Below are 20,972 nucleotides of genomic sequence, written 5' to 3'. Positions count from 1 at the left end.
AAGGAGCTTAAAGGTTTTGTAAAAAAATAGTTTACCTTTAACTTCCAGTAGCAAATATATAAGAGCTGTTTTACAAAAGTCTTACGCATCCACTTAAGACATTTGATATTTTTGATGAGTTTTTATGGATATTCTAATCCAATTTTTCTCATCATCAGCACCATACCTTAAGTGGTTTACACGGACTAAAGGACCCAGAGGAAACAACATTGGAACGAAAACGACTAGCTACAAATGCGAAAATTGCTATTGTAAATCGAGGTGAAGCTGCAGTTCGTTTTATTCGAGCTACCAAAGAATACAACACATTGCATGGGACTGATTTTGAGTCTGTTGCCCTTTATATCGATGCTGAATCCGATGCTTTATTTGTGAAAGAAGCGGATCACTCATACAACCTTTCAGACTTTGATCTTTACGACAAACTCACCGGCAGTCCCTACCTGAATGCTGAGTTCATGCTAAGCGTCATTAAAACAATTGGCTGCGATGCTGTTTGGGTGGGATGGGGCTTTCTAGCTGAAGATCCTGCGTTCGCGCAGCTTCTGGAAAACAATGACATCATCTTGATCGGTCCCACTGCCGAAGCCATGGAAATGCTTGGCGATAAAATCAAAGCCAAAGAGCTTGCTGATCGTACGAAAGTTCCCACGACACCCTGGAGTGGGAGGCCTCTGGAAGGCTTAGAAGATGCGAAGGAAATCGCAAAAAAAATCGGTTACCCAGTAATCTTAAAATCAGCAAACGGCGGCGGTGGACGGGGTATTCGAAAGATACTCCGCGAAGAGGATTTAGAGCAGGGCCTTAAATCCGTCACCGATGAAATCTACCGATTCTTTGGCAATCGCATTATCTTCATGGAGGCCTTAGTTGTTCGAGGCCGCCATCTAGAAGTCCAGTGTGTTGCTGATTACCATGGTAACGTCGAAACATTTGGCGTCCGAGATTGTTCGGTGCAAAGAAACAACCAAAAAATTATCGAAGAGACACCGCCGGCTCATATGAAGACCGAGACCATCCACGAATTGGAAGCGGCCTCTTCTAGGCTATTAAAGGCCTCTCAGTACCACGGTGCAGGCACAGTGGAATATCTCTACGACTTGGATCGTAACCAGTCGTTTTTCATGGAAGTGAATACCCGCCTCCAGGTGGAGCACCCCATATCTGAGGAGCTCTATCACACTGACCTCGTGCAACTCCAGTTGCATGTGGCTCGCGGAGAGAATCTGAGCCAATTCCAAAAGGAAGCACCGATCGGACATGTGATCGAGGTACGGCTCAATGCGGAAGATCCAGACAACCGATTTGCTCCCACTCCTGGCAAAATTAAGCGCTACCTTCCACCTCAATTACCCGGAATCCGCCTAGATGCGGGAATTGAATGGGGCAGCACCATACCTAAAGAGTTCGACTCTATGATCGCAAAGATCATCGCCAGGGGCCCCGACCGCAAATCAGCCATCGCAAAACTAACAAGAGCTCTGCGAGAGCTTCAAATTGAAATCGAAAATGGTACCACTAACCAAGGGTTCCTCCTTGAGCTACTAGCTACGGAAGAAGTTCGAGCTGGAGGAGTGCAAACAAATTTCGTGGAATCCTATCTGGAAAAAGCTGACTTCCAGCTTAAATCGGACTGGGACATTGCCGTGATCGCTGGCGCGATCTACCAGTACGAGCAAAAGTTTGAAAACGACTTTGAAAACTTCGTAGAAAAGATTCGGCGCTTTAGTTTGCCACGTAATATGCCTCATCAAGGCAGCGAGCTGCCAATACATCATCAAGGCCATGACTATGCCTTCTATATCCGATCCATGGGCAACAATGTTTTCCATATCGAGACCGACAATAAGCAGCTGGTGGCCGAGTATGTGAACTGGGGCCACGAGATCATTCTCAAGACCAATCGCAAAAAGTACAAATTACAGATCGTTCCCCGGGCTAATTCACTGCAATGTGAAATCGATGGTGTGCCGTACGTTATTCCCCTGGAATCTGGAGGGACTATCAGTGCACCATCTCCCTCGGTTGTCCTGACTGTGAATGTAGAGCCTGGCCAGGAGGTCAAGCAAGGCGATCTTCTTCTCACCCTAGAAGCCATGAAAATGGAGATGACTGTTTCCGCTCCTCAGGACGGTAAGGTCAAAAATATCATGGTACGCTCTGGGGAACAGGTTGCAGCGGGTCAAAAACTGGTCGATATTGAGGCAAAAGCTGACGAAACAGTTAAAGACAAAGGCCCCGTCAGTGCTCGACTATCATTCCACAATCTTGAAGTCGGTGAAGGGCGGGAAATTCTCAGCAGCTTAGACGATCAGTGGAACTACCTCGCCCGAGAGTTCCGAGCGGTATTTACGGGCTTCGACTACACGCAGCCAGTAGGAGGTATCCTTGCCAAACTAGAAAGTTTTGTCGAAGAACAGCCTCATTTTAAGCGAGCTTTTGGCCAACTTATCATTGATGCTTGCAAAGCTCATACAGCCATTGAAAAACTTTTCCGTGATAGGCAGGAGTCTCTATCTGGTGCCCGCGAGTCTGAGTTCGATGAATGTCTAATGCATTACTTCTTGCGTCGGGAAGATCGTGAGAAAGGCCTGCCGGAATCATTTTTGGTAAGACTCGAAGCGGCCATCAAACTCTACCCTTGGGCGGAGTTAGACAACTATAACGATACAACCCTTGCACTGTTTCATATCTATAAATCCAATGCCAACCAAGCTGATAAAGTTGAGCTTGCCCGTCTAAGCTTGTTCGCCTTCCAAAAGCTTTATCCTGATCATCCTGATATCTGCAGCGTTGAAGAGCTTTCTCTCATTCTCAATGAGATGATTCAAACAGCCGGTAACCACTGGGTCTTAGTGGATGCAGCGATTCATACCCGCTACAATCTCGTTGACCGCAAGAGACAAGAGGAGAGCCGGGCTGGCCGTCGCGAGTTGATCGCAAACTTACTAAACTCAGTACTCGACCGCGAAGATGCAGCGACATCAGAAAATGAAGTGATTGAGTCAGGTCATCAGATCATTTCACATTTGGTGAGCCTAGCTCCTGAGGCTGAGGCCAAGCGAAAGAAAATTCTTGAGCTGGTGGGCAAGCGCTTCAATCGTGATCGCAAGTTTCAAGAGCATGAGTTCATCAATTCCGGCGAAGACTTGATGTATGCAATCCAAACCAGCAAACACGGCGAGACCTTCACTACACTTGTGAAGATTCTCAACGAAGACCAATTTTTCAAGCCTCTCACCTGGCTCGATACCAGTCTGGAAAAACTCAGCCAGAAGAATCGAGAGCTTATTCTATTGGTTCGCCGAAACCCTAAGACACCAGAGCTAAAATTCATCAACCATCTTGAGCAGAACCCACTCAAGGCAAGCCTTTGTTGTTTGGGTCTTTACAACGAAGATCAGTACATCTATCGCTCCTTTGAAACGACAGATGATGGACAGTGGCAAGAATCCGTTCGTCGCCGCTACTTCAGCCCCCTTCGGTATCGTGAACTAAGACTCCATCGACTATCAAATTTTGACGTCGAACTGGTCTATCATTCACAGTTTGTCCACGTGATGAAGCTTGAAGCTAAGGACAATACCAAAGATCAAAGAATTTTTGCTTTCGTCGAGATTCCAGAAACGAATATCGAACTCAATGATAGCCAAGAGATTCAGCGGATTGGTAATTTTGAATATGGAATACTTGAAGCGATTCAAGCGATTCGAGAACAGCAGGCTCGTCAGAAGAGGCTGTACTTCTGGAATCGCATAGTTGTCCATATCGGCCAAACCCATCCACTTAAGTTGGATCAAATTGGTGAATACCCAAAAACAATATCAAATATGATAGCTGGTTTGGGGCTAGAAAAAATAACGATCTATTCAAAAATCGCTGGCCGACAAAGGAAGGCTATCGACGCTGAAGTAATGGTTGAAAACTTCGCCACCAATTACAGCATTCGCGGCCGTCTCCCATCACGGGAACCACTAAAATCCCTAGATCCTTATACCAGTAAGGTTGTTCGCTCTCTCCGCAGGGCAAGCCCCTACCCGTATGAAGTTATCTCGATGCTGACCAACGCGTCCTCAGATGACTTTCCTGCGGGCCGCTTTGAAGAATTCGATATTCAGTTCGACGTCAATGGCCACCAAAAAACCGTATCTGTAGAGGGAAGACCCTACGGCAACAACATCTCTAACATTGTGTTTGGCAAGATCTATAACCGCGGTTCACAGAACATGGAGTTCCAGCGAGTGATCATCCTTGGCGATCCATCTCGTGATCTTGGATCGCTCGCGGAAGATGAGTGCCGCCGTGTGATCGCAGCTATTGACTTGGCTGAAACAGATCAGATCCCGGTGGAATGGATTCCTGTTTCGTCCGGGGCAGCAATCGATATGGAAACAGGCACAGAGAACCTGGACTGGACAGCTCGCGTTCTTCGCCGGGTGATTGAGTTCACGCAATTGGGTGGCGAAATCAATATTATCGTGCCCGGTATCAACGTCGGAGCACAGTCCTATTGGAATGCAGAAGCTACTATGCTGCAGCATACGAGAGGCCTGCTTATCATGACTGAGGAAGGCACGATGGTCCTAACCGGAAAGAAAGCCCTAGATTTCTCGGGCAGTGTTTCCGCAGAGGACAATATCGGGATTGGTGGCGCTGAAAAAATCATGAGTCCTAATGGGCAAGCACAGTTCCGCGTCAAGGATCTTGCCGAAGCCTATCGCTTGCTTTTCCGGCACTACCACATCGCTTACTCCAGCCCTCAAATTCCTTATGGCAAGATCAGAGAAAGTCGCGACGAGATCGAGCGCGACGTTTGTGAATTCCCTTATCAAGACCCACTCAACCAAGGCTTTAAGTCTATCGGTGATATCCTTGGCAAAGGTAACTTAGAGCGCAAGAAGCCATTTGATATGCGACAGGTCATGACCGCCCTGAGAGACCAAGACAGCGACTATATAGAGCGCTGGAAGCACATGCGTGATGCGGAAACAGCTATCGTTTGGGAAAGTCAGGTGGGTGGCTATTCTGTAGGCATGATTGGAATTGAAAGTCGGCCTCTTAAACGCTTTGGTGACATTCCGAACGATGGCCCAGATTCTTGGACTGGCGGAACCTTGTATCCCCTTTCGTCTAAAAAGGTTTCAAGGGCAATCAATGCATTCAGCGATCGCTTGCCAGTTGTGGTACTCGCAAATCTTTCAGGATTTGATGGATCACCGGAATCTCTGCGAAAGCTTCAACTAGAATACGGTGCCGAGATTGGCCGGGCTGTGGTGAACTTCAAAGGCCCACTGATCTTCGTCGTAGTCGCCCGCTACCATGGAGGAGCTTATGTTGTATTCTCTAAAACCCTGAATCCAAATATGAAAGTTGTTGCCATAGAGAATACCTTTGCCTCGGTGATAGGTGGAGCTCCAGCTGCAGCCGTAGTATTCCCTCGCCAAGTCTTAAAAAACACGTTCAGCGACCCACAGATCGTCTCTGCCCAGGAAAAGCTCCGAAATGGTCAGCTAGAAAAAGCGGAATATGACGAACTCTTTCAGCGCGTTCACCTTGAGCATCAAGCAAAGCTTGCTCAGAAGTTCGAAAAAATCCATTCAGTCGAAAGAGCTCTCAAAGTAGGATCGATCGACGAGATCATCTCAGCACAGCGACTTCGACCTTATATTGTTCAGACTTTGGAAACAGAAGTGGAGCGGTTTCTTAACGAACGTTCCGTGATTCAATAGAAGCTAAGTTCTACTCGCCCAGGATTATATCTGGGCGAGCAGACGGTCAACAGCCCCCATTTCTTACGCCAACTTACCTTTTTTCAATTTTTCACTGATTTTTTTGCACTTCATTTTGAATTATTTTCTCTCCTAGAATCAGCTACTTGTAAAAAAAGCTCAATTTTTAACTAAGCCCGAACGATAACAAGGGCAAAGAAAGTGAAGGATTTCTGACCAAAAGAGCCTACGGAGTCGCGTGATGGGAATTTTTAATAGAAACCAGGATAGATCTCAATTCGAGTTTGAAGACTCGTTCGCCAAGAAGGATCAAAGACCAGAAAGTGGTCCCCCTCCCGTTGGTGGTCAGGGTTCGAATCCAACGAGTAGTCGGCAACCCCCCAACACTGGGAACATGGCAGCCAATCGAGCGAAGCGAGCCAAGATTACCTACTCAATCGAAGACGCCATCAAGTTGATGAGGGAATTACCCAGTGATCAACGAGAAATGGTTGTATCCATCGTTCAAAAAACCTTGTCTTCTGCCAACATCAGCGTTAACGATATCATTGAAGACGCTTCTCGAAAGCTTAACCGTCTTGGTACACGAACAAAGCAGCTTTCTAAAGAAATTGAAGAGTTGGAAGCAGGTATTGCCGAAAGAAGAACTGAAATCGAAAAGATTACAATTGATACCGAGGAAACTGAAACGGTGAAAATTAGCTTCGAAAACGTTCTCTCTACAGAGTCTGCAGACCGTGAGGAACGCTCCGCGAGGAAGAGCTCGTCATCGTCGGAGGCAGCCGGCTAGACCGCTAGAATAGAACTCGCGAGCAAAGTGTCCTGCCCAGTCCAGGGTCAGGACTCTTTTTTATTATCTTTAACAGAGCAATAAAATATCTTCTCAAAGAGCTTACCCGAAGTATGTTTTACCCAGCAATCGCGGTATCCTTCTAGGTAGGTGAAACCCGTGCACTGTGACATCGATTCACACTTTTCTTGGCAGAGACCCTTGTCTGCAACGACAAACCGCTTAAGATCCTTGCCGCTAAAATCCTTGTCATAGGCCCCTTCACCATCTCTCATCCATGAATATAGCCTTAAGCGCGCCTGCCTCTTCACGATTTTCTTCAGGAAGCACCGATTCCATCCTGAAATAAAAACTGCGCCTAAGCAGGCCTCCTCGTCGTTACAAAACTTGAAACATGTTTCCTTGCTGCTTTGTTTGATATTCTTTAGATTTTCGCCAATCAGATCGCAATGGATCTTTTCTGCGTGCAGGACGCTTGTGATTCCAAGTGATAGCACTATTGCCAGAAAGAATGCCATTTATAGCTCCCCCATGTAGCAATGAAATCATGGTATCACCCCAAGCAATCATTGCGACTAGTTGAAAATTTCCTAGCACGATTCAGTACAATGGGATGGAGGAAAAAATTCACGAGAGCTCCTATGAATTTAATCTATGGTATCCTCGTGGTCTTTGTTATTGCCTCATGTGTTAGCAAAGGCCCTGAGTTTAATCTTAAAGATTTAAGACAAGCCGTAAATAAAAAGCAAAATTCATCTTTGTTTATCAAACGGTGGGGTAAACCCAATAGCCGTTTTCAAGAAGCCAAGTTCAAAACTGAATTCTATAGTCACCGAAAGCCCACCTATCCTGTTGATTCTGAATCTTGGGAATCAGAAGTCAACGATGACAATTTTGAAAAAGATGATGATGTTTCATCCAAAAACAAGCCCTATCAATCAGAAGCAGTCAGCTATGGGCAATGTGATTCGGTAGGTAAACGGCTTAAGTATCTCTCAGAGAGCTTCTCGGCGACTGGGACAGTGGAAGAGCGCTATACCATGATCTTTGTCGATTCTAAAGACATTATTTGCGCCTTTAAAATAATGTCAATCTTTAAGCCAATTTAAAAAATTCTATGGATTTTATTGTATAATAGGCCAGTCGTACAAACATTCTGGGGAAATCTAACTATGTCCCACCCTAAGTTTGAAAGGCAACGCATTGACCTTCACAGAATGCCTATTGAGGATCGTAGCAAACTTTCTGACCGGCTTTATAACGACGTCTTTTCTAAGATGTGGCAAGGATTTTCAGCAGAACAGTTTCAAAACTACTTTTTCTCTGGTGACTTTGCTAACAATATTCTCTACCTATTCAGACATCAGGGGAAACTTGTAGGTTATGTCTTATTTCGGGTTATCCATGTTGAGATCGATGCTGGGAAGTTCGGTATAGTCAGAATTTCTGCCAATGTCCTTCATGACTACATGGGTAATAAGCTCACAACTATCCCGTTATTCACCGAATGCGCCCGCTATTTTTTCAAAACTCTATTCAGTCGCAGGCAAATGATGGTCTTCTTCACGGCCAATAGCCCTGCCTCTTATTGTGCATTCCACAACCGAACCCGACTCATTTTCCCTACCCCTTATCGCCCAACCCCCGTAGAATATTCCGAGCTTATTCGAAAGTTCAGCGAAAGATTTCATTTATCTCCAGTCCCTCAAAGACCGCTTGTGGTTCGCTTTGAAGGAGTTTCCACAACTCCGATCCTATCCCGCACCCTTGGTCATACCAAGGGGGAAGTTGCTTCATTCTATCGTCACTTGTGCCCCAACTATGCAAATGGTGAGGCATTGATCACTATCATGCCCATCACTTGGTGGGGAGGTTTATTAGAGATATTAAACCAACTTCGACAACTAGCTTCAAGACAGGCTTCAGCAGTTCTCTTAGCAATGGGACTGGGTAGCCACAGGCAACAAAAAAAGGAGCGCTCTCCTTGAACGCCCCTTACAAGTTTAGTTCACAAATTAACTAATTGTTGTTGGCTGTCATGTAAGGATTGAATTGGACTCGTTTTGCTTCTGCCAGAACCTGCTGCTCTACAGCATCACAGTTTTTAACAGGGGCCAAAACTAAATCAGGCGCACATTGTTCTCGAATCGGACGACAATGATCAGAACATGCCCAGCGACCTTCCTCAACAAGAATCTCCACATGGCCCCACTCGTCTGAAAAACCACAACGACCTTTGCGATAAACTAGAATATTTCCTTCTTCGACTTTTCTGGTTTTTGCAAGACCAAGGTTTTGACAAAGACTAACAGGATTATACTTAGCCCAGAACCGGAAGTCTTCTGCTGAGTAACCAGCTGGATTTTTACCACCAAATTTTTTTGGCCCTAGTCTTGTATCGTATGGAAGAGTTTCAAAATCGGTCTTTTTTCGTTTAGCGAGGCGAAGAGTCTTTTTCACCGCTCGAAGACAAAGTCCCTCTGGCTCCGCACCACCAAAATCTCGGATAGCGAATTTTACCAGCCGTTTCTGAATTCGTTTATCTACAAAGGTGACTTTTCTACCCTTGATTCGGTAGAGGTCGTGCTCGCCTTCAAAAAATTGACCTGCGACCACCACTTGTGAATAAGACATGATCATTATCGAAACAAACAAAGAAAGAACCAACGTCCTCATCCTGGCTTTCTCCTAATCCCAAGGCCTGTTTTTAAGTAACTCTTACATGTCCTCTAATGTCTCTGGGATGAGAGCCTCATGTTTCATTTCTATTTTTAACGTAATGAGGAGCCTAGGAATTTAGCTGAAAGTGACATTTCGCAATTGATGAATATTTTGAGCGGCAAAACAGGGGCTTACGAAGCGGAATCAACTGTATCTGGAAAGTATTTTTTGGGAGGAATCTTGAGATAGGTTCATTTTTGGAAAAGGTGAGGCATTGCCTACCACGATTCTCACGGTGCTTCGAAGAAAAGTGACTAGGCATCAGCGACTTAGGAGGAAGCTAAAAATATTGGCCCTCGATAGCCGTTCGAAGTCGTATGACAGGGAAGGCCCTTGGCAAAACTTGAGCTTCTATTTAACTATAGCCTCTAAATGTCGAACCCAAATCCTAGCTGGATAAAGCCGTCCGACCCTCGACCAATGTTATATGATGCATAGCCATAGAACGAAGGACTGCCTGCCATGATCCCCAAGCCGCCGTAGCCTCCCCCGACTCCGGCACCGACTCCTGAGTCGTCATCACCTGCCTTTGCTCCGATTCCAGCTCCAACTCCGATTTGCAGATAGGGTCGAAAGCCCCCACTCCCTAGGAAGTACTTGAAATTCAAGGCTCCGGAAGCCCGAACGCTGACCGAATCCTCATCATCGTCATCGGAAGTATCCGCGGCATCATCGTCTTCATCATCTGTTTCAGCGTCTGCATCAACCCAACCAATACCCACTTCAAAGGCCCAATCGCTTGAAAAATAAAGGAAATTGACTCCGACCGTAGCACCCGGCGGGTTATGGTAACCGAGATTGAGAGTCCAGTTGGCTAAAACAGGCGAACTTAATCCAAATGTTATAAAAAATATCACTGATGTAAGGCTTACGGCCCTAAGTTCCAAATTTCGCGGAAGGAGGATCGATTTCTTTTCATTTTTTGAAAAACTCTCAGGTTTCATTGCTACCGCCACGTAATAATTGCTTCGATTTCTATTATATAAGATATCAAAATATAAGGACTAATTTTAAAAGTCAGATCAATCCTTACGGAGCCGCGAAGAATTCTTATCACTGACAGATTCCCCTTCAGTTTGCAGATTGCCAAACCGAAAAGATAGGTGCGAGTCACGTCACAGAAAGTTTGAAGGGGCCAAACAATGCGTAAGGTTTTACCAGCCATTTTGTTTATTTTTTTGGGTTCAGGGTGTAATGAATCCAGCTTCACCGAGGGCGCAGCCCCTGTGAACGAAGAAGAAGAGCTTTCGCAAGACGCTCAAGCGAAGACAGCAGAATCCAACGTCACTGTGTTACCTACTACAATTCTAGAAGAAACAACCGTTGAAGCGCGCAACCCATTCGAGGCTGCCGACTCTCAGTTGTTTTCATTCATTGCTGCTCAGGAAGCTCAGGGCGCTTTTCAATTTTCGCTCGATGATAAGAAACTAGCAACTACAATCAATCTGACAAACAACTACTCTAACAAGACCGACAACCACAATCAAATTGTCCGAACGCCTCTAATGGATATGAAAACCCAGGGAACACCTGGCCAAGCTTACAACGAGATGTTCGACCAAGAAACTTCGAAAGGCCTTTTGGATATCCTTGTCGTTATCGATAACTCGGGTTCCATGAGCCAGGAGCAGAACAACCTTTCAACAAAGCTTAGCTCCCTTCTATCAGCTGTTACCGATACTGATTGGCAAATAGCTTTTACAACTACCGACCCTTCAGACTCCTGTATCCACCGACTGATCACAACTAGTGATCAGGATGCAGACCAGCTATTCAAAGACGCTGTGAAAGTGGGAACCAGCGGTTCTGGTAACGAGCAAGGTATCAGACGGGCTGTGGAAGGTTTGGCCTGTAGCTCGACACCTTGGGTCCGTACCGACTCGTCCATTGCCGTACTTATCGTCAGTGACGAAGATAACTGCTCGGATGGCAATGGTTGTGGTAATGATCCTTGGAACACGCAACAGTACCTCATCGACTATATGCAAAATACTTTGAATAGAACTGTAGGTATGGATGCCGGATTCTACGGAATCTTTAGTGATCCAGCAGACCCTTGTAGTACAGCCTACAAGAATGCGGCCCAGTACAAGGCTTTGGTCGAGTATAATGCCAACGGTCAAAAAAATTACGGCGACATTTGCGACAACGATTACTCAACGACTCTTAACTTGATCTCGCAGAATATCTCTAAGATCTTGCGGGCTCAATGGGAATTGACAGCAATCCCTGATGCTGGGAGCCTTGTGGTCGAAGTTGAAGTTAACGGTGTAAAGACAGCAGTTGATGCTGGAGACTACACTTTGAACGGTAAAACACTTACTTTTAACCAAGGCAAGGAGCCACCGGTAAATTCTAAGATCCATGCCAGCTACACACAAGGTAAAACCACGATGTTTAGCACCATGGATCTAGCAGAAAAGCCGGCTGCTGGCACCCTGTCTGTGAAAGTGAATGGCGTCGCTCTGAACGCTGGCCAGTATACACTTAATGGCCAAACCATTACCTTCGATCCAATCCCGGCAGCTAATGCGGTTGTCATAGCAGAGTACCGACGAGACACCGCTCTCTTGAAAGAATTCTCTGTTCAGGGTACACCTCGCGCGAACGCAGTAAAGGTATTCGTAGAAGATGTAGAAACCAATAATTTCACATACGCTGCGGCCACAAAGAAAGTTACACTCACTGATGCTCCGGCGGATGGTTACACCGTGAAGATCACCTACGAAAATCTTGACGGTCCTCAGTTGGCTTACAACGTTATGATTGGTGGTCAGAACCCGAGAGATTTCAAACTGTTCTATAACGACACTGAATTGAGCTTCGAAAAGCAAGCAAACACAATCACCATCAATGCAGCGGATCATGAAGAGAACCGCAAGCTAACTCTCAAGTACGAAGCTGATGATACTGAGGAGAAGATGTTTACCCTACCACAGACTCCACTGGAAAACACTCTTGAGGTGCTATCTGGAGTCAGCGACTGTATGGTTGGCAACGGTTTCGAACTGATGGAGGCAAACCTCAAAAGTACCTGTATTGTGGATGCTCAAACCGAATTCGATGTCAGCTACACCTATGTAGCACTCCGGAATGAGTTTGACGCGGCATCTGTACTGACGCCGAACCAGGGAACATGGAAGATCTACGTGGATGGCCAACTGTTCACCGATTATACTCGAGAGGGAACTTTCATAACTCTTACAGGAGAGCTACCAATTGGTGCCAAAGTTGACGTTTACTACGAGTTTGGCAACTAAATCAAAATAGTATAAAACACATAAGCCTCACCATCTGGTGGGGCTTTTTTCATTGCTTTGATTGAGAATCATGAAAGTTATACACACGGAAATCGAGTTTTCAGTAAGTTGGGAAGAGAGAGAACGGCTGATTGGTCAAGGGTTGATCATCCCTGAAGCTCTCGATAGAGCTGTTCTTAAGAGGCAGGTAGAATTTCTAGCGGGTCGCAAGTGTGCAGCAAATGGAATATCACAACTGACTGGTCAATATTTTGGAGAGACTCTTCCCATCAATGAGGATCGCTCACCTCAGTGGCCACCCAGCCTGATCGGATCGATTACCCACACTCAAGGCTACGCGGGTGCGCTCGTAGGATTTCGACAAGAATTCGCAGGTTTGGGCCTCGATGCAGAACGATTGATAGAAAACGACAGCAAAGGTATGGCCAAATATATCTGCTGCCCACAAGAGCTTGATAAGCTTTTGGAGACGGGGATACCACTTGATAGGCGTCAGACACTAACACTAGTTTTTTCTGCTAAAGAAAGCCTGTTCAAATGCATTTTCCCCCTTGTCAAAACTTTCTTTGGTTTCCATGAAGCAAAATTAACTCAGATTTTAGAAGACAGAACTTCTGGTCAGTTCAGCGGTACGTTGGAGCTGGTGAATGCTGTGGGATGCTTTCCAAAGGGGTTTCAATTTGAGACTGCGTTTCAATTTCGCGAGGATCTATGCTTGACTAAAACCATGCTCCCAAGCAAAGTTTATGAGAAATTTTTGATGATATAAACCTAAACAGGGAACTCCAGATCTTACGTTTCTATCAGATTTCATACTTTTGACCACGAAAAAAATTGACAAGGACGGCTCATAAACCGAACGAAACCACATAATATGGCATCACTTTTCTAGTCGTTCAGAATTCAAATATGGCTTCTTCGGACTAGCTGACTAATTCCTATTAAATTAATGTCTGGATAACACCGAATACTGTGTTAATTATGAATCGAACCGAAGGCCTAGCAGGAGAGATCTTGAAATCATCAAACAAGAGAATCTTAATTGTTGATGATAACGTGGCTATTCACGACGATTTCAAGCGCCTCCTGACCCAAAGCGCATCCCGCGATAGTAGCCTCGACCACCTTGAAGCCAGCCTTTTTGGAGAGTCTGTCAAAGAGAGGCCTCAAGTTCGAAGTCAGGATTATACTGTCGACTCTGCTTTTCAGGGAATGGACGCTGTCCAACTTGTTCAAAAATCCCAAGATGAGCAAAGCCCTTACGCGGTTGCCTTTGTGGACATGAGAATGCCCCCGGGGATTGATGGGCTCGAAACCATTCGAAGAATATGGGCGACATCACCCTTCACCGAAATTGTCTTGTGTACGGCATACTCGGATCACTCTCTATCAGAGATTTCTGAGTACCTCGGCGATACCCAGCGACTATTGCTTCTCAAAAAGCCCTTCGACCCTGTCGAGATTCGACAAATGGCTGCTAGCCTCACAGCCAAGTGGAACTATGCGTTTGATGCCCGCTATTATCTTGAGAACTTAGAAAACTTGCTCAATGAACGGACAAAATGCCTCGATGAGGAACGCGCTCTGCGTATTCAGGCTTCAAAGTTAGCGGCCCTTGGCGAGATGGCTGGGGGAATTGCCCACGAGATTAATAATCCTCTTGGAATCATAGCAGGCAACGCTAGTCGGTTGATGAAAATGGTAAAGCGATCTCAGCTTGAAGAGGATAAAATTATCGAAGTCAGCGATAAGATTCTTGAGACCAGCAATCGAATTTCTCGAATCATTCAATCGATGTTATCGGTTTCCCATCAGAACATGCAATTAGAGCACCAGAAGCACAAATTGAAGATGATGCTTCAAGACTGTATGGACATCTGCCACGAAAAGTTTAAATCCCGAGGAATCGAGCTTGAGGTTCAAGAGATTCCTGAAGATTGGGCTATCGAATGCGACTACACTAAAATCGTACAAATATTTATTAATCTCTTGAACAATGCCCATGACGCCCTCATCGAGTTGGACAAGCCTGAAAAGGCGGTTCATGTCACTATAGAAGACATTGGCGATATGTTCGAAATTCGATTCATCGACTCAGGAGAAGGCATTCCCGTGGAGATCGCTGACAAGATTTTACAACCATTTTTTACAACTAAGGATGTCGGTAAGGGTACAGGCCTGGGACTAAGCCTTGCGCAAAGTTATGTTCGAGATCACGCAGGAGATTTTGAGCTGGATATGAATAACCCCAATACCTGCTTTGTCCTTCGCTTTCACAAAGTAATTCCCCACCCTGAGCCAAGAGCTGAAAAGGTAAACTAAGTGCCATTCAAAGAAAGGTGTCTACGAGACCTCTGGGAGATCGAGCAACTTGTGGACAACTCTGAGGAGGGATTTGATGTCACCATCTTTAGCGCAAACGTCATCACAACCGGCTTCTTTCGCTTTAAGAAAATCAGCATCAAACAGGGCAGCGGTGTAACCTAGAATCGGGATCTTATTGAGTTCAGCATCAGCCTTCAGCTCGGCCGCAGTCTCAAAGCCATCCTTTTCAGGCATATATAGATCCAGGACAATTAGGTCAGGACGATGCTCCTTAGCCTTAGCCAACACCTCCAAGGCATTCGACACCCGAATCACTTCAAAGCCTCGATTGACCAAGCGACGCTCTAAAAGCTCAAGATTGACTTGGTTATCATCAACAACCATAAGTTTCGTCTGATCTGGCACTGGACGCTCCAATTTTGAAATGAGCCGTAACGTTACACCATGTTACAGTTTACCAGTATCATATAAAAATAGCTTCTCTTCTGAAGATGCAGCCGGATAAATTTTTCTTGTAAGACAAGGTAAGTCGCCTTTGAATCAGACCTTTGAAGCGGTGTATATTACCACAGCCCTAACTGCACACGGAGGATGAGACCCAAAGGGCCCCGTTTCAGTGGACAAAAGGGATTTGAACTCCCGACTCAATCAACCAAATTTCGTAGTCAAACTCTTCCGCTAGATCCATGAGGAACTCGCGAACTCGCAGAGCTTGGTGTCGCAAGTGATGCTCGTTGAGCACCAGCAACTTTTCATCTTCACTGAAGATTCCTTCGTCTGGCACATGGCCTTTTTGAATCGCTGCTATAAACTCTGCTTTGGCCAGCTTTCGGGCTAGCTTGAAGTAGCAGAGGTAAACCCCGAACGCTTGGTTCTCATTGGTCCAAAAGTTGTGCAGAGGGCTACCAAAAAGATGGAACATTTGATAGGTTGCATGCTTAACAAAAGTTAGATCATGATGATGCAGCAAGTCGTAGAGTTCGCTTAGACGGTGATGATCAATTTCGTAGACTTCGCTCATAGCTTCTCCGATAAAATCAATAACTACACTCTTACCTTCGGTTTAAGTCTGCTGAATTCTATTCCTTTACGGTAAATTTGGACCTTTTATGAAACTGGAGTCATTTCACCGATTTCCAACAATCATAAGTTTAGTTTTGGCGCAGAAAGTCGATAAAAAGGATTGGATTCAATGTAGGACCCGAAATGTATCCGGAGAAGATTTTAATTGTTGACGATATGCCGGAAATCCGGATGTTGGTCAAACGAACTCTCAAAAAAGCAGGCTTCGAATGTGTCGAGGCAAGCTCTGGATCACAGGCTATTCAAACTGTGAAGGTTCAAACCGATATTGTTTTGGTTCTCCTAGATATTATCCTTCCTGATATCGATGGCTACAAGGTGATGGATACAATCGAACAAATTAAAGGCGAGCGCGACTTAAAAGTTTGTTTCATGTCAGGTATCAAGGAGAAAGACTCCGTGGTAAAAGCCATCAAAAGTGGCGGTGCCGACTACATCATCAAGCCGATCTTTCCTGAGAACTTACTTTCTAAAGTTGGGATATTACTAAAGAAGCCTGAGCTCATCGAGGGATATAGCCACCTGAGAGTCAAGATTAGAGCAGAGCTTTTAAACTTGGATATCTGTCCAGACATCGAAATCAGGGGCATTGACGAGCTTTCAGTGCTGCTTTTTTCGACAGCATTTATAAAACCAGAAACCCAGCTCGAAATGCAGTCTAAGCGCCTCAATCAAGTGCTAAAAGCAGAAGGGCTCTATTCCCTTAAAGTGAATAAATGCCGACGGGATGCCTTCGGCAAATACTCAGTGCGCTGTCGCTTTATTGGTCTATCCGAGACTGTTGCAAAAGAAATTCGTTCAATGGCCATCCGCGGCCAGTTTATTGGCGAAGCTTCCTAATCGTCTTCCACCGGTGGCGGGATACTGTTTACCCAGGCTTGGAATATCGCCATATCGGAAGCTGAAAGAGGATCGCGATTCTTTGGCATCACACCATCTTGAATCATTTGATTGGCTACAGCCGCTAGTTGCGTAAGGGTCGCTTCGTTGAAGTTTGGATGGCAACCCAAGCAGTGGAGCTGATTGAGCTTTTCAATGTGAGGCTGATATGCGATCGTCACTCCTTCCAAGCAGAAAGCGCTAAGGCTTGCGCTTGTTGTCACTGTGGGACAAGTTGCCTCTGCTTTAGCGACTAGAACGCCATCCAAAACCAAAGATTCAATTTTCACAAGCTTCTGTAGTGGCGACAGATCGGTAAGAGGAGTACTTGTGAGATTTAATGCCATCATTTCTACGGAGTCTTTTAATACATCGACATTCGCAACCTGCGTCCTGGCTGCCGCAAAGCTTCTCAGCTCTACCAGCCCTGCAAGACTCGCAATTGATGTCAGGTTAGGATTGTCGCTCAAGTCCAAATTCGTAAGTTTTTCAAATTGACCTAGAATCTCAATGCTGGTGAGATCATTGCCAGCTAGATTAAGTTGCTCAAGGGCCAAGGCATCTTGAATAGGACTTAAATCTGTGATCCCTTGATTGGAGAGATCCAAGTTAGTAAGGGTCGCCACACCATCAACAAAAGTGTAGCAATCACGATATGGCCCGGCTGCAAAGATTGCTTCATAACTGAGGAGCTTGGCATCAGCTGCATCGAGGCAGTCTCGAAGTTTGGGGCCAGGTTGGTCATCAACGAAGATCTCAGGAAATTTTTCCACTCCCTCGTAAACGACAGAAACCCCATAGTAGGTGCGCCCTTCAGCAACCTTGATATGGGTGTAGGGGCTTTTCACTCCCCTGATGACTGTGACGCCATCGAGGGAACTGATAGGTTGATTGGAAACCAATAGGTTGTACGACTTGGCGTCGGGGATTTCTTGCCAACTGATGATGTTCGAGCCTGACCTAAGCTGAATGCCTAGTTCCGGACTGGTAGTACCATCGGTTGGTTGGCCTTGCTGATCAGCGCCTTGATCTTCGCCACCAGAATTGGTTGATTCTGCGCCGGAAACGTCCGATGGCTGGCGCGTATCGAGTGCTTCGTCACTAGTGCAGGCTATACACGAAAATAGGAAAAAAATCGCTGCTAAGCTCGATTTTTGAACGTACATTTGGCCCCTCAAAGTTACAAAAACCTTGGTCTTTTATCGGAATTATTATAGTAAGCTTTACGAAGATGCTTTTCTTACTGAATATTCTAGCTAAATCCATTGTCCTTTAGCCCTCATTTAGGAGCCGCCATGAAATTTGAACGACACGGAGATATCGACTGTCTCGTCCAACGAGGCGATCCCATTGGCCCCCATATTGTCCTGCTTCACGGCTATGGTGCTGATTTCAAGGACTTAGCAGGCCTGACAAACTATATCTCGGCTCCCGAAGGAACTAACTGGTATTTTCCTAATGGTATCGTGGAGGTACCAGTGGGCCCCCACATGACTGGCCGCGGTTGGTTCCCCATTGACTTTGTAGCCCTTGAGAGAGCCCTGCAAACGGGTCAGAGCCGGTATTTCGCTGACGCTGTTCCTGACGGCTTTGAAACCGCTCGCGATCGCGTTAAAGCCATGATTGAAGCCCTGGACATAGCACCTGAGAGGCTATTTTTGGGCGGCTTTAGCCAGGGCGCAATGATCACTGGGCATGTAGCAATCCACCAGCAATTGCCTCTTGCCGGATTGCTTCAACTATCGAGTACCCTTGTTGGTCAGACGCTGCTGGATGAAAATCAGGACCCTGAGTTTCAGCTAAAAATTTTTCAAAGTCATGGCCAGCAGGATATGGTGCTACCCATCGCCGGGGCAAAAGCCTTGAAGGACTACTTCACCTCGCGTCCCTTTGCTGTGGAATGGCATGAATTCCCAGGTGGTCACGAGATTCCATTGAATGTTTTGCAAAAACTTTCAAAATTCTTGCAGCGGTAACGGGACCACTGGGGACAGCAGAGGACATATGGTTGATCTGATGACAGGATTCCAAGTGAAATTTCCGTTCCTTGCCGAAAAAATGGATGATTTTTTGAGGCGTCCCGCTATGATCATCATACATAAATTTTGAAGAGGTGGAGGAAATCATGGCAAGAAGGCGTGCTGCTATCGAATACCAGCAGCAGCTAGCTCAGAAGAAGCTGGAAAAATACGAAGCGAAACTAAAAGATCGGAAGGTAGATGCAGCACGGTTTCGATACGATCCCTTGTGGCGGCACCTCAATTCCAAGCTAGCGCAACTCAAGCTGCAACTAAAGTCGGTGGAGAAGCGGGAGAGCTTCAAAAAGTCTTAGGAGGGATTGATCTCCTCCTCTTTGATAAAGGCACGAATCGTACATGCAGCCGGAAGTAGAAGCGGTAAGACAATGGATTCAAGAGGCCGTCATAAACCTCAACCTATGTCCCTTCGCAAGACCAGTTTTCAAACATAAGCAAATCAGATATGTCGTCCAAAATGCCAGCGATCCTGAAAGCCTGCTGAAGACGCTTCAGGAAGAGTTTGATCAGCTTGAGACACAGGATCGCGCATCTCTTGCCACAACCCTTATCATAGCCCCTGGCCTCGGGGATTTTGATAATTTTTTGGACATGGCATATCTGATGGATCATTATCTCGATCAAACCCCACTGCGGGGGGTTTATCAGATCGCAACCTTTCATCCCGAATATCAATTCGAGGGTGCAGACAGTGACTCAGTGGAGAACTATACCAATCGATCGCCACTACCAGTCTTCCACATCATTCGGGAAGATGATATTGAGCAAGCTAGGCAGGTCTATCCTGATACGGAAAGCATCCCCATTAAAAACCAGAAAAAACTGAAGGAGATGGGGCGAGCCAAGGTTTTGGCCATGTTCGCCCGTTTCGACCTGATCAAACCCCAATAGGGGGTTTGACGTAAAGGAAAATTGAAAGAAAGTGCAGAACGCTGCCACCGATGACAAAGATGTGCCAGACAGCGTGGTTGTAAGGTAATCTCTCGGCGAGGTAGAACAGGGTTCCTAAGGTATAAACCGCACCTCCGGCCGCCAGGAGAAGAAAACCATCCCAGTCCAGACTCTGGATCAGCGGCCTCGTGACGATCAGTGCCAACCAACCCATGGCCACATACAGGAGTGTTGATACCAAGTTAAACCGCCCCGTGAAAAACAGCTTAAAAATAGTCCCTATAAGCGCAAGAGTCCAAATGATTCCAAACATCCACCAGCCCCAGGTATCTCCAAGGGTTATCAAGGTGAACGGGGTATAGGTTCCAGCAATTAGAAAATAGATCGCAACGTGGTCAAAAACCTTGCACATCTGCTTAAGCTTTGGATTTTTAACCCAATGATATGCGGTCGAGGTTCCGTATACCATGATCAGCGAAACCCCAAAAACAATGAGGCTCACAGTGTATTCTACATTCGACTGGTACATGCCTTTATTGATCAGCAAGATCAAGCCAGCAATGCTCATGAGCAGACCAATCCCATGGGATAGCGCGTTCATGAGTTCTTCTTTTTCTGAGTATTCTGATGAGATTGAAGACATAAATACTCCCCCTTTCTTGCCCTATTATAACGCCTGTTTAGGAATTCGGAGCCTTGGGGCACCTGATTTACGGAACTTTGACATTTTGAGAGGTAGTCTCTAGATCTGAACCTTTGCATCATGCCCTTAAGAGAAAGAGCCGAATCTACATCGAGCCCCCAATCAAGTACCGGTGAACGATTTCACGGTCGCCTTCGCAAAGATCCAGGCCGAGAAGATCAGATGGACTTAACCACCGGCCATCACTGTGTTCTTTAAGCAAAATGGTACCTTGAATGCTCACTTTAACGGGGATCAACCGCAATGCAAAGTTCTTTTTTTCCACTAATATGGGCTCCAAAACCTGCTCTACAGCACTCTGAACGTCAAGCTCTTCAGCAAGTTCGCGGATAATCGCCTCGGCGGGGCTTTCTCCCTCTTCGACCTTGCCTCCTGGGAACTCCCATCGGCCCCCTGACGCTTTATGATCAGCTCTTTTTGCAACAAAGTAAGTATTTTTCTGTGCCATCAAGGCGCAAACTACGTCCACCCGTAATACCTTTGCAACTATGAGTGAAATATCCCTAGAACTGAGGCATATTACACGGATGTAGGGCAGATCGAAAGTACTGGAAA

The 20,972-nt window shown here is 45.9% G+C and carries 19 protein-coding genes; 11 read left to right on the top strand and 8 right to left on the bottom strand.

Annotated features, from left to right (window positions below):
• Positions 1-209: 209 nt before the first annotated feature.
• A complete protein-coding gene (locus B9N89_RS20975; RefSeq protein ID WP_132322420.1) occupies positions 210-5,729 on the top strand; it encodes an ATP-binding protein in 5,520 nt (1,839 codons plus the stop codon).
• Between the two features lie 241 nt (positions 5,730-5,970).
• Positions 5,971-6,519 carry a hypothetical protein gene (locus B9N89_RS20970; protein WP_132322422.1) on the top strand — a complete coding sequence of 183 codons (549 nt, stop codon included), beginning with the start codon at positions 5,971-5,973 and terminating at the stop codon, positions 6,517-6,519.
• A gap of 47 nt (positions 6,520-6,566) precedes the next feature.
• On the opposite strand, the gene B9N89_RS20965 is transcribed toward B9N89_RS20970, so the two are convergent.
• Positions 6,567-7,037, bottom strand: coding sequence for a PAN domain-containing protein (locus tag B9N89_RS20965; RefSeq protein ID WP_132322424.1), 471 nt, complete (start codon positions 7,035-7,037; stop codon positions 6,567-6,569).
• A gap of 123 nt (positions 7,038-7,160) precedes the next feature.
• On the opposite strand from B9N89_RS20965, the gene B9N89_RS20960 reads away from it, so the two are divergent.
• Together B9N89_RS20960 and B9N89_RS20955 are read left to right on the top strand one after the other, a co-directional pair.
• Positions 7,161-7,628 carry a hypothetical protein gene (locus B9N89_RS20960; protein ID WP_132322426.1) on the top strand — a complete coding sequence of 156 codons (468 nt, stop codon included), beginning with the start codon at positions 7,161-7,163 and terminating at the stop codon, positions 7,626-7,628.
• 63 nt (positions 7,629-7,691) lie between these two features.
• The gene (locus B9N89_RS20955) at positions 7,692-8,507 is read left to right on the top strand and encodes a hypothetical protein (protein ID WP_132322428.1); all 816 of its coding nucleotides are present in this window, start codon (positions 7,692-7,694) and stop codon (positions 8,505-8,507) included.
• 31 nt (positions 8,508-8,538) lie between these two features.
• Here the strand turns inward: B9N89_RS20955 and B9N89_RS20950 are convergent, their stop codons facing one another.
• Entirely contained in the window at positions 8,539-9,195 is a 657-nt protein-coding gene (locus B9N89_RS20950; protein WP_132322430.1) for a hypothetical protein, read from the bottom strand.
• Positions 9,196-9,608: 413 nt separating this feature from the next.
• Positions 9,609-10,097: a hypothetical protein gene (locus tag B9N89_RS20945; RefSeq protein ID WP_234996138.1), complete on the bottom strand. Its 489-nt coding sequence runs from the start codon at positions 10,095-10,097 to the stop codon at positions 9,609-9,611.
• Positions 10,098-10,382: 285 nt separating this feature from the next.
• Between B9N89_RS20945 and B9N89_RS20940 the strand changes: the two genes are divergently transcribed.
• The 3 genes from B9N89_RS20940 to B9N89_RS20930 all read left to right on the top strand — a co-directional run bounded on the left by B9N89_RS20940 (position 10,383) and on the right by B9N89_RS20930 (position 14,822).
• On the top strand, positions 10,383-12,500 hold the full coding sequence (locus tag B9N89_RS20940; RefSeq protein WP_132322435.1) for a hypothetical protein: 2,118 nt from the start codon (positions 10,383-10,385) through the stop codon (positions 12,498-12,500).
• Positions 12,501-12,570: 70 nt separating this feature from the next.
• Positions 12,571-13,269: a 4'-phosphopantetheinyl transferase family protein gene (locus tag B9N89_RS20935; RefSeq protein ID WP_132322437.1), complete on the top strand. Its 699-nt coding sequence runs from the start codon at positions 12,571-12,573 to the stop codon at positions 13,267-13,269.
• A gap of 245 nt (positions 13,270-13,514) precedes the next feature.
• Positions 13,515-14,822, top strand: coding sequence for a hybrid sensor histidine kinase/response regulator (locus B9N89_RS20930; RefSeq protein WP_159455530.1), 1,308 nt, complete (start codon positions 13,515-13,517; stop codon positions 14,820-14,822).
• 21 nt (positions 14,823-14,843) lie between these two features.
• Here B9N89_RS20930 and B9N89_RS20925 read toward each other — a convergent pair whose 3' ends face one another.
• Together B9N89_RS20925 and B9N89_RS20920 are read right to left on the bottom strand one after the other, a co-directional pair.
• On the bottom strand, positions 14,844-15,230 hold the full coding sequence (locus B9N89_RS20925) for a response regulator (RefSeq protein ID WP_132322441.1): 387 nt from the start codon (positions 15,228-15,230) through the stop codon (positions 14,844-14,846).
• A gap of 208 nt (positions 15,231-15,438) precedes the next feature.
• Entirely contained in the window at positions 15,439-15,846 is a 408-nt protein-coding gene (locus tag B9N89_RS20920; RefSeq protein ID WP_132322443.1) for a hypothetical protein, read from the bottom strand.
• A gap of 185 nt (positions 15,847-16,031) precedes the next feature.
• Between B9N89_RS20920 and B9N89_RS20915 the strand changes: the two genes are divergently transcribed.
• Positions 16,032-16,748 carry a response regulator gene (locus B9N89_RS20915; RefSeq protein ID WP_132322445.1) on the top strand — a complete coding sequence of 239 codons (717 nt, stop codon included), beginning with the start codon at positions 16,032-16,034 and terminating at the stop codon, positions 16,746-16,748.
• On the opposite strand, the gene B9N89_RS20910 is transcribed toward B9N89_RS20915, so the two are convergent.
• Complete coding sequence (locus B9N89_RS20910) at positions 16,745-17,953, bottom strand: leucine-rich repeat domain-containing protein (RefSeq protein WP_132322447.1); 1,209 nt, start codon at positions 17,951-17,953, stop codon at positions 16,745-16,747. The two genes, B9N89_RS20915 and B9N89_RS20910, sit on opposite strands and share 4 nt — an antisense overlap.
• A 129-nt stretch (positions 17,954-18,082) precedes the next feature.
• Here B9N89_RS20910 and B9N89_RS20905 point away from each other — a divergent pair, with 129 nt between their 5' ends.
• The 3 genes from B9N89_RS20905 (at position 18,083) to B9N89_RS20895 (ending at position 19,714) form a co-directional block, all read left to right on the top strand.
• Complete coding sequence (locus B9N89_RS20905) at positions 18,083-18,763, top strand: alpha/beta hydrolase (RefSeq protein WP_132322449.1); 681 nt, start codon at positions 18,083-18,085, stop codon at positions 18,761-18,763.
• Positions 18,764-18,912: 149 nt separating this feature from the next.
• Complete coding sequence (locus B9N89_RS20900; protein WP_132322451.1) at positions 18,913-19,119, top strand: hypothetical protein; 207 nt, start codon at positions 18,913-18,915, stop codon at positions 19,117-19,119.
• Positions 19,120-19,162: 43 nt separating this feature from the next.
• Complete coding sequence (locus tag B9N89_RS20895) at positions 19,163-19,714, top strand: DUF1415 domain-containing protein (RefSeq protein ID WP_132322453.1); 552 nt, start codon at positions 19,163-19,165, stop codon at positions 19,712-19,714.
• On the opposite strand, the gene trhA is transcribed toward B9N89_RS20895, so the two are convergent.
• On the bottom strand, positions 19,701-20,357 hold the full coding sequence (gene trhA / locus B9N89_RS20890; protein ID WP_132322455.1) for a PAQR family membrane homeostasis protein TrhA: 657 nt from the start codon (positions 20,355-20,357) through the stop codon (positions 19,701-19,703). The genes B9N89_RS20895 and trhA overlap by 14 nt on opposite strands.
• Before the next feature lie 145 nt (positions 20,358-20,502).
• Positions 20,503-20,886, bottom strand: coding sequence for a (deoxy)nucleoside triphosphate pyrophosphohydrolase (locus B9N89_RS20885; RefSeq protein WP_132322457.1), 384 nt, complete (start codon positions 20,884-20,886; stop codon positions 20,503-20,505).
• Positions 20,887-20,972: the final 86 nt, after the last annotated feature.

Source organism: Pseudobacteriovorax antillogorgiicola (assembly GCF_900177345.1).
In the GTDB taxonomy this organism is placed as follows: domain Bacteria; phylum Bdellovibrionota_B; class Oligoflexia; order Oligoflexales; family Oligoflexaceae; genus Pseudobacteriovorax; species Pseudobacteriovorax antillogorgiicola.
This window is presented reverse-complemented; position numbering and strand designations above follow the sequence as displayed.

Bases quoted from the DNA above. Each gene is read 5' to 3' on its own strand.
- B9N89_RS20915 (WP_132322445.1), top strand. From the start codon at position 16,032: ATGTATCCGGAGAAGATTTTAATTGTTGACGATATGCCGGAAATCCGG.
- B9N89_RS20950 (WP_132322430.1), bottom strand. From the start codon at position 9,195: ATGAGGACGTTGGTTCTTTCTTTGTTTGTTTCGATAATGATCATGTCT.
- trhA (WP_132322455.1), bottom strand. From the start codon at position 20,357: ATGTCTTCAATCTCATCAGAATACTCAGAAAAAGAAGAACTCATGAAC.
- B9N89_RS20965 (WP_132322424.1), bottom strand. From the start codon at position 7,037: ATGGCATTCTTTCTGGCAATAGTGCTATCACTTGGAATCACAAGCGTC.
- B9N89_RS20900 (WP_132322451.1), top strand. From the start codon at position 18,913: ATGGCAAGAAGGCGTGCTGCTATCGAATACCAGCAGCAGCTAGCTCAG.
- B9N89_RS20970 (WP_132322422.1), top strand. From the start codon at position 5,971: ATGGGAATTTTTAATAGAAACCAGGATAGATCTCAATTCGAGTTTGAA.
- B9N89_RS20920 (WP_132322443.1), bottom strand. From the start codon at position 15,846: ATGAGCGAAGTCTACGAAATTGATCATCACCGTCTAAGCGAACTCTAC.
- B9N89_RS20955 (WP_132322428.1), top strand. From the start codon at position 7,692: ATGTCCCACCCTAAGTTTGAAAGGCAACGCATTGACCTTCACAGAATG.
- B9N89_RS20940 (WP_132322435.1), top strand. From the start codon at position 10,383: ATGCGTAAGGTTTTACCAGCCATTTTGTTTATTTTTTTGGGTTCAGGG.
- B9N89_RS20910 (WP_132322447.1), bottom strand. From the start codon at position 17,953: ATGTACGTTCAAAAATCGAGCTTAGCAGCGATTTTTTTCCTATTTTCG.
- B9N89_RS20960 (WP_132322426.1), top strand. From the start codon at position 7,161: ATGAATTTAATCTATGGTATCCTCGTGGTCTTTGTTATTGCCTCATGT.
- B9N89_RS20905 (WP_132322449.1), top strand. From the start codon at position 18,083: ATGAAATTTGAACGACACGGAGATATCGACTGTCTCGTCCAACGAGGC.
- B9N89_RS20935 (WP_132322437.1), top strand. From the start codon at position 12,571: ATGAAAGTTATACACACGGAAATCGAGTTTTCAGTAAGTTGGGAAGAG.
- B9N89_RS20895 (WP_132322453.1), top strand. From the start codon at position 19,163: ATGCAGCCGGAAGTAGAAGCGGTAAGACAATGGATTCAAGAGGCCGTC.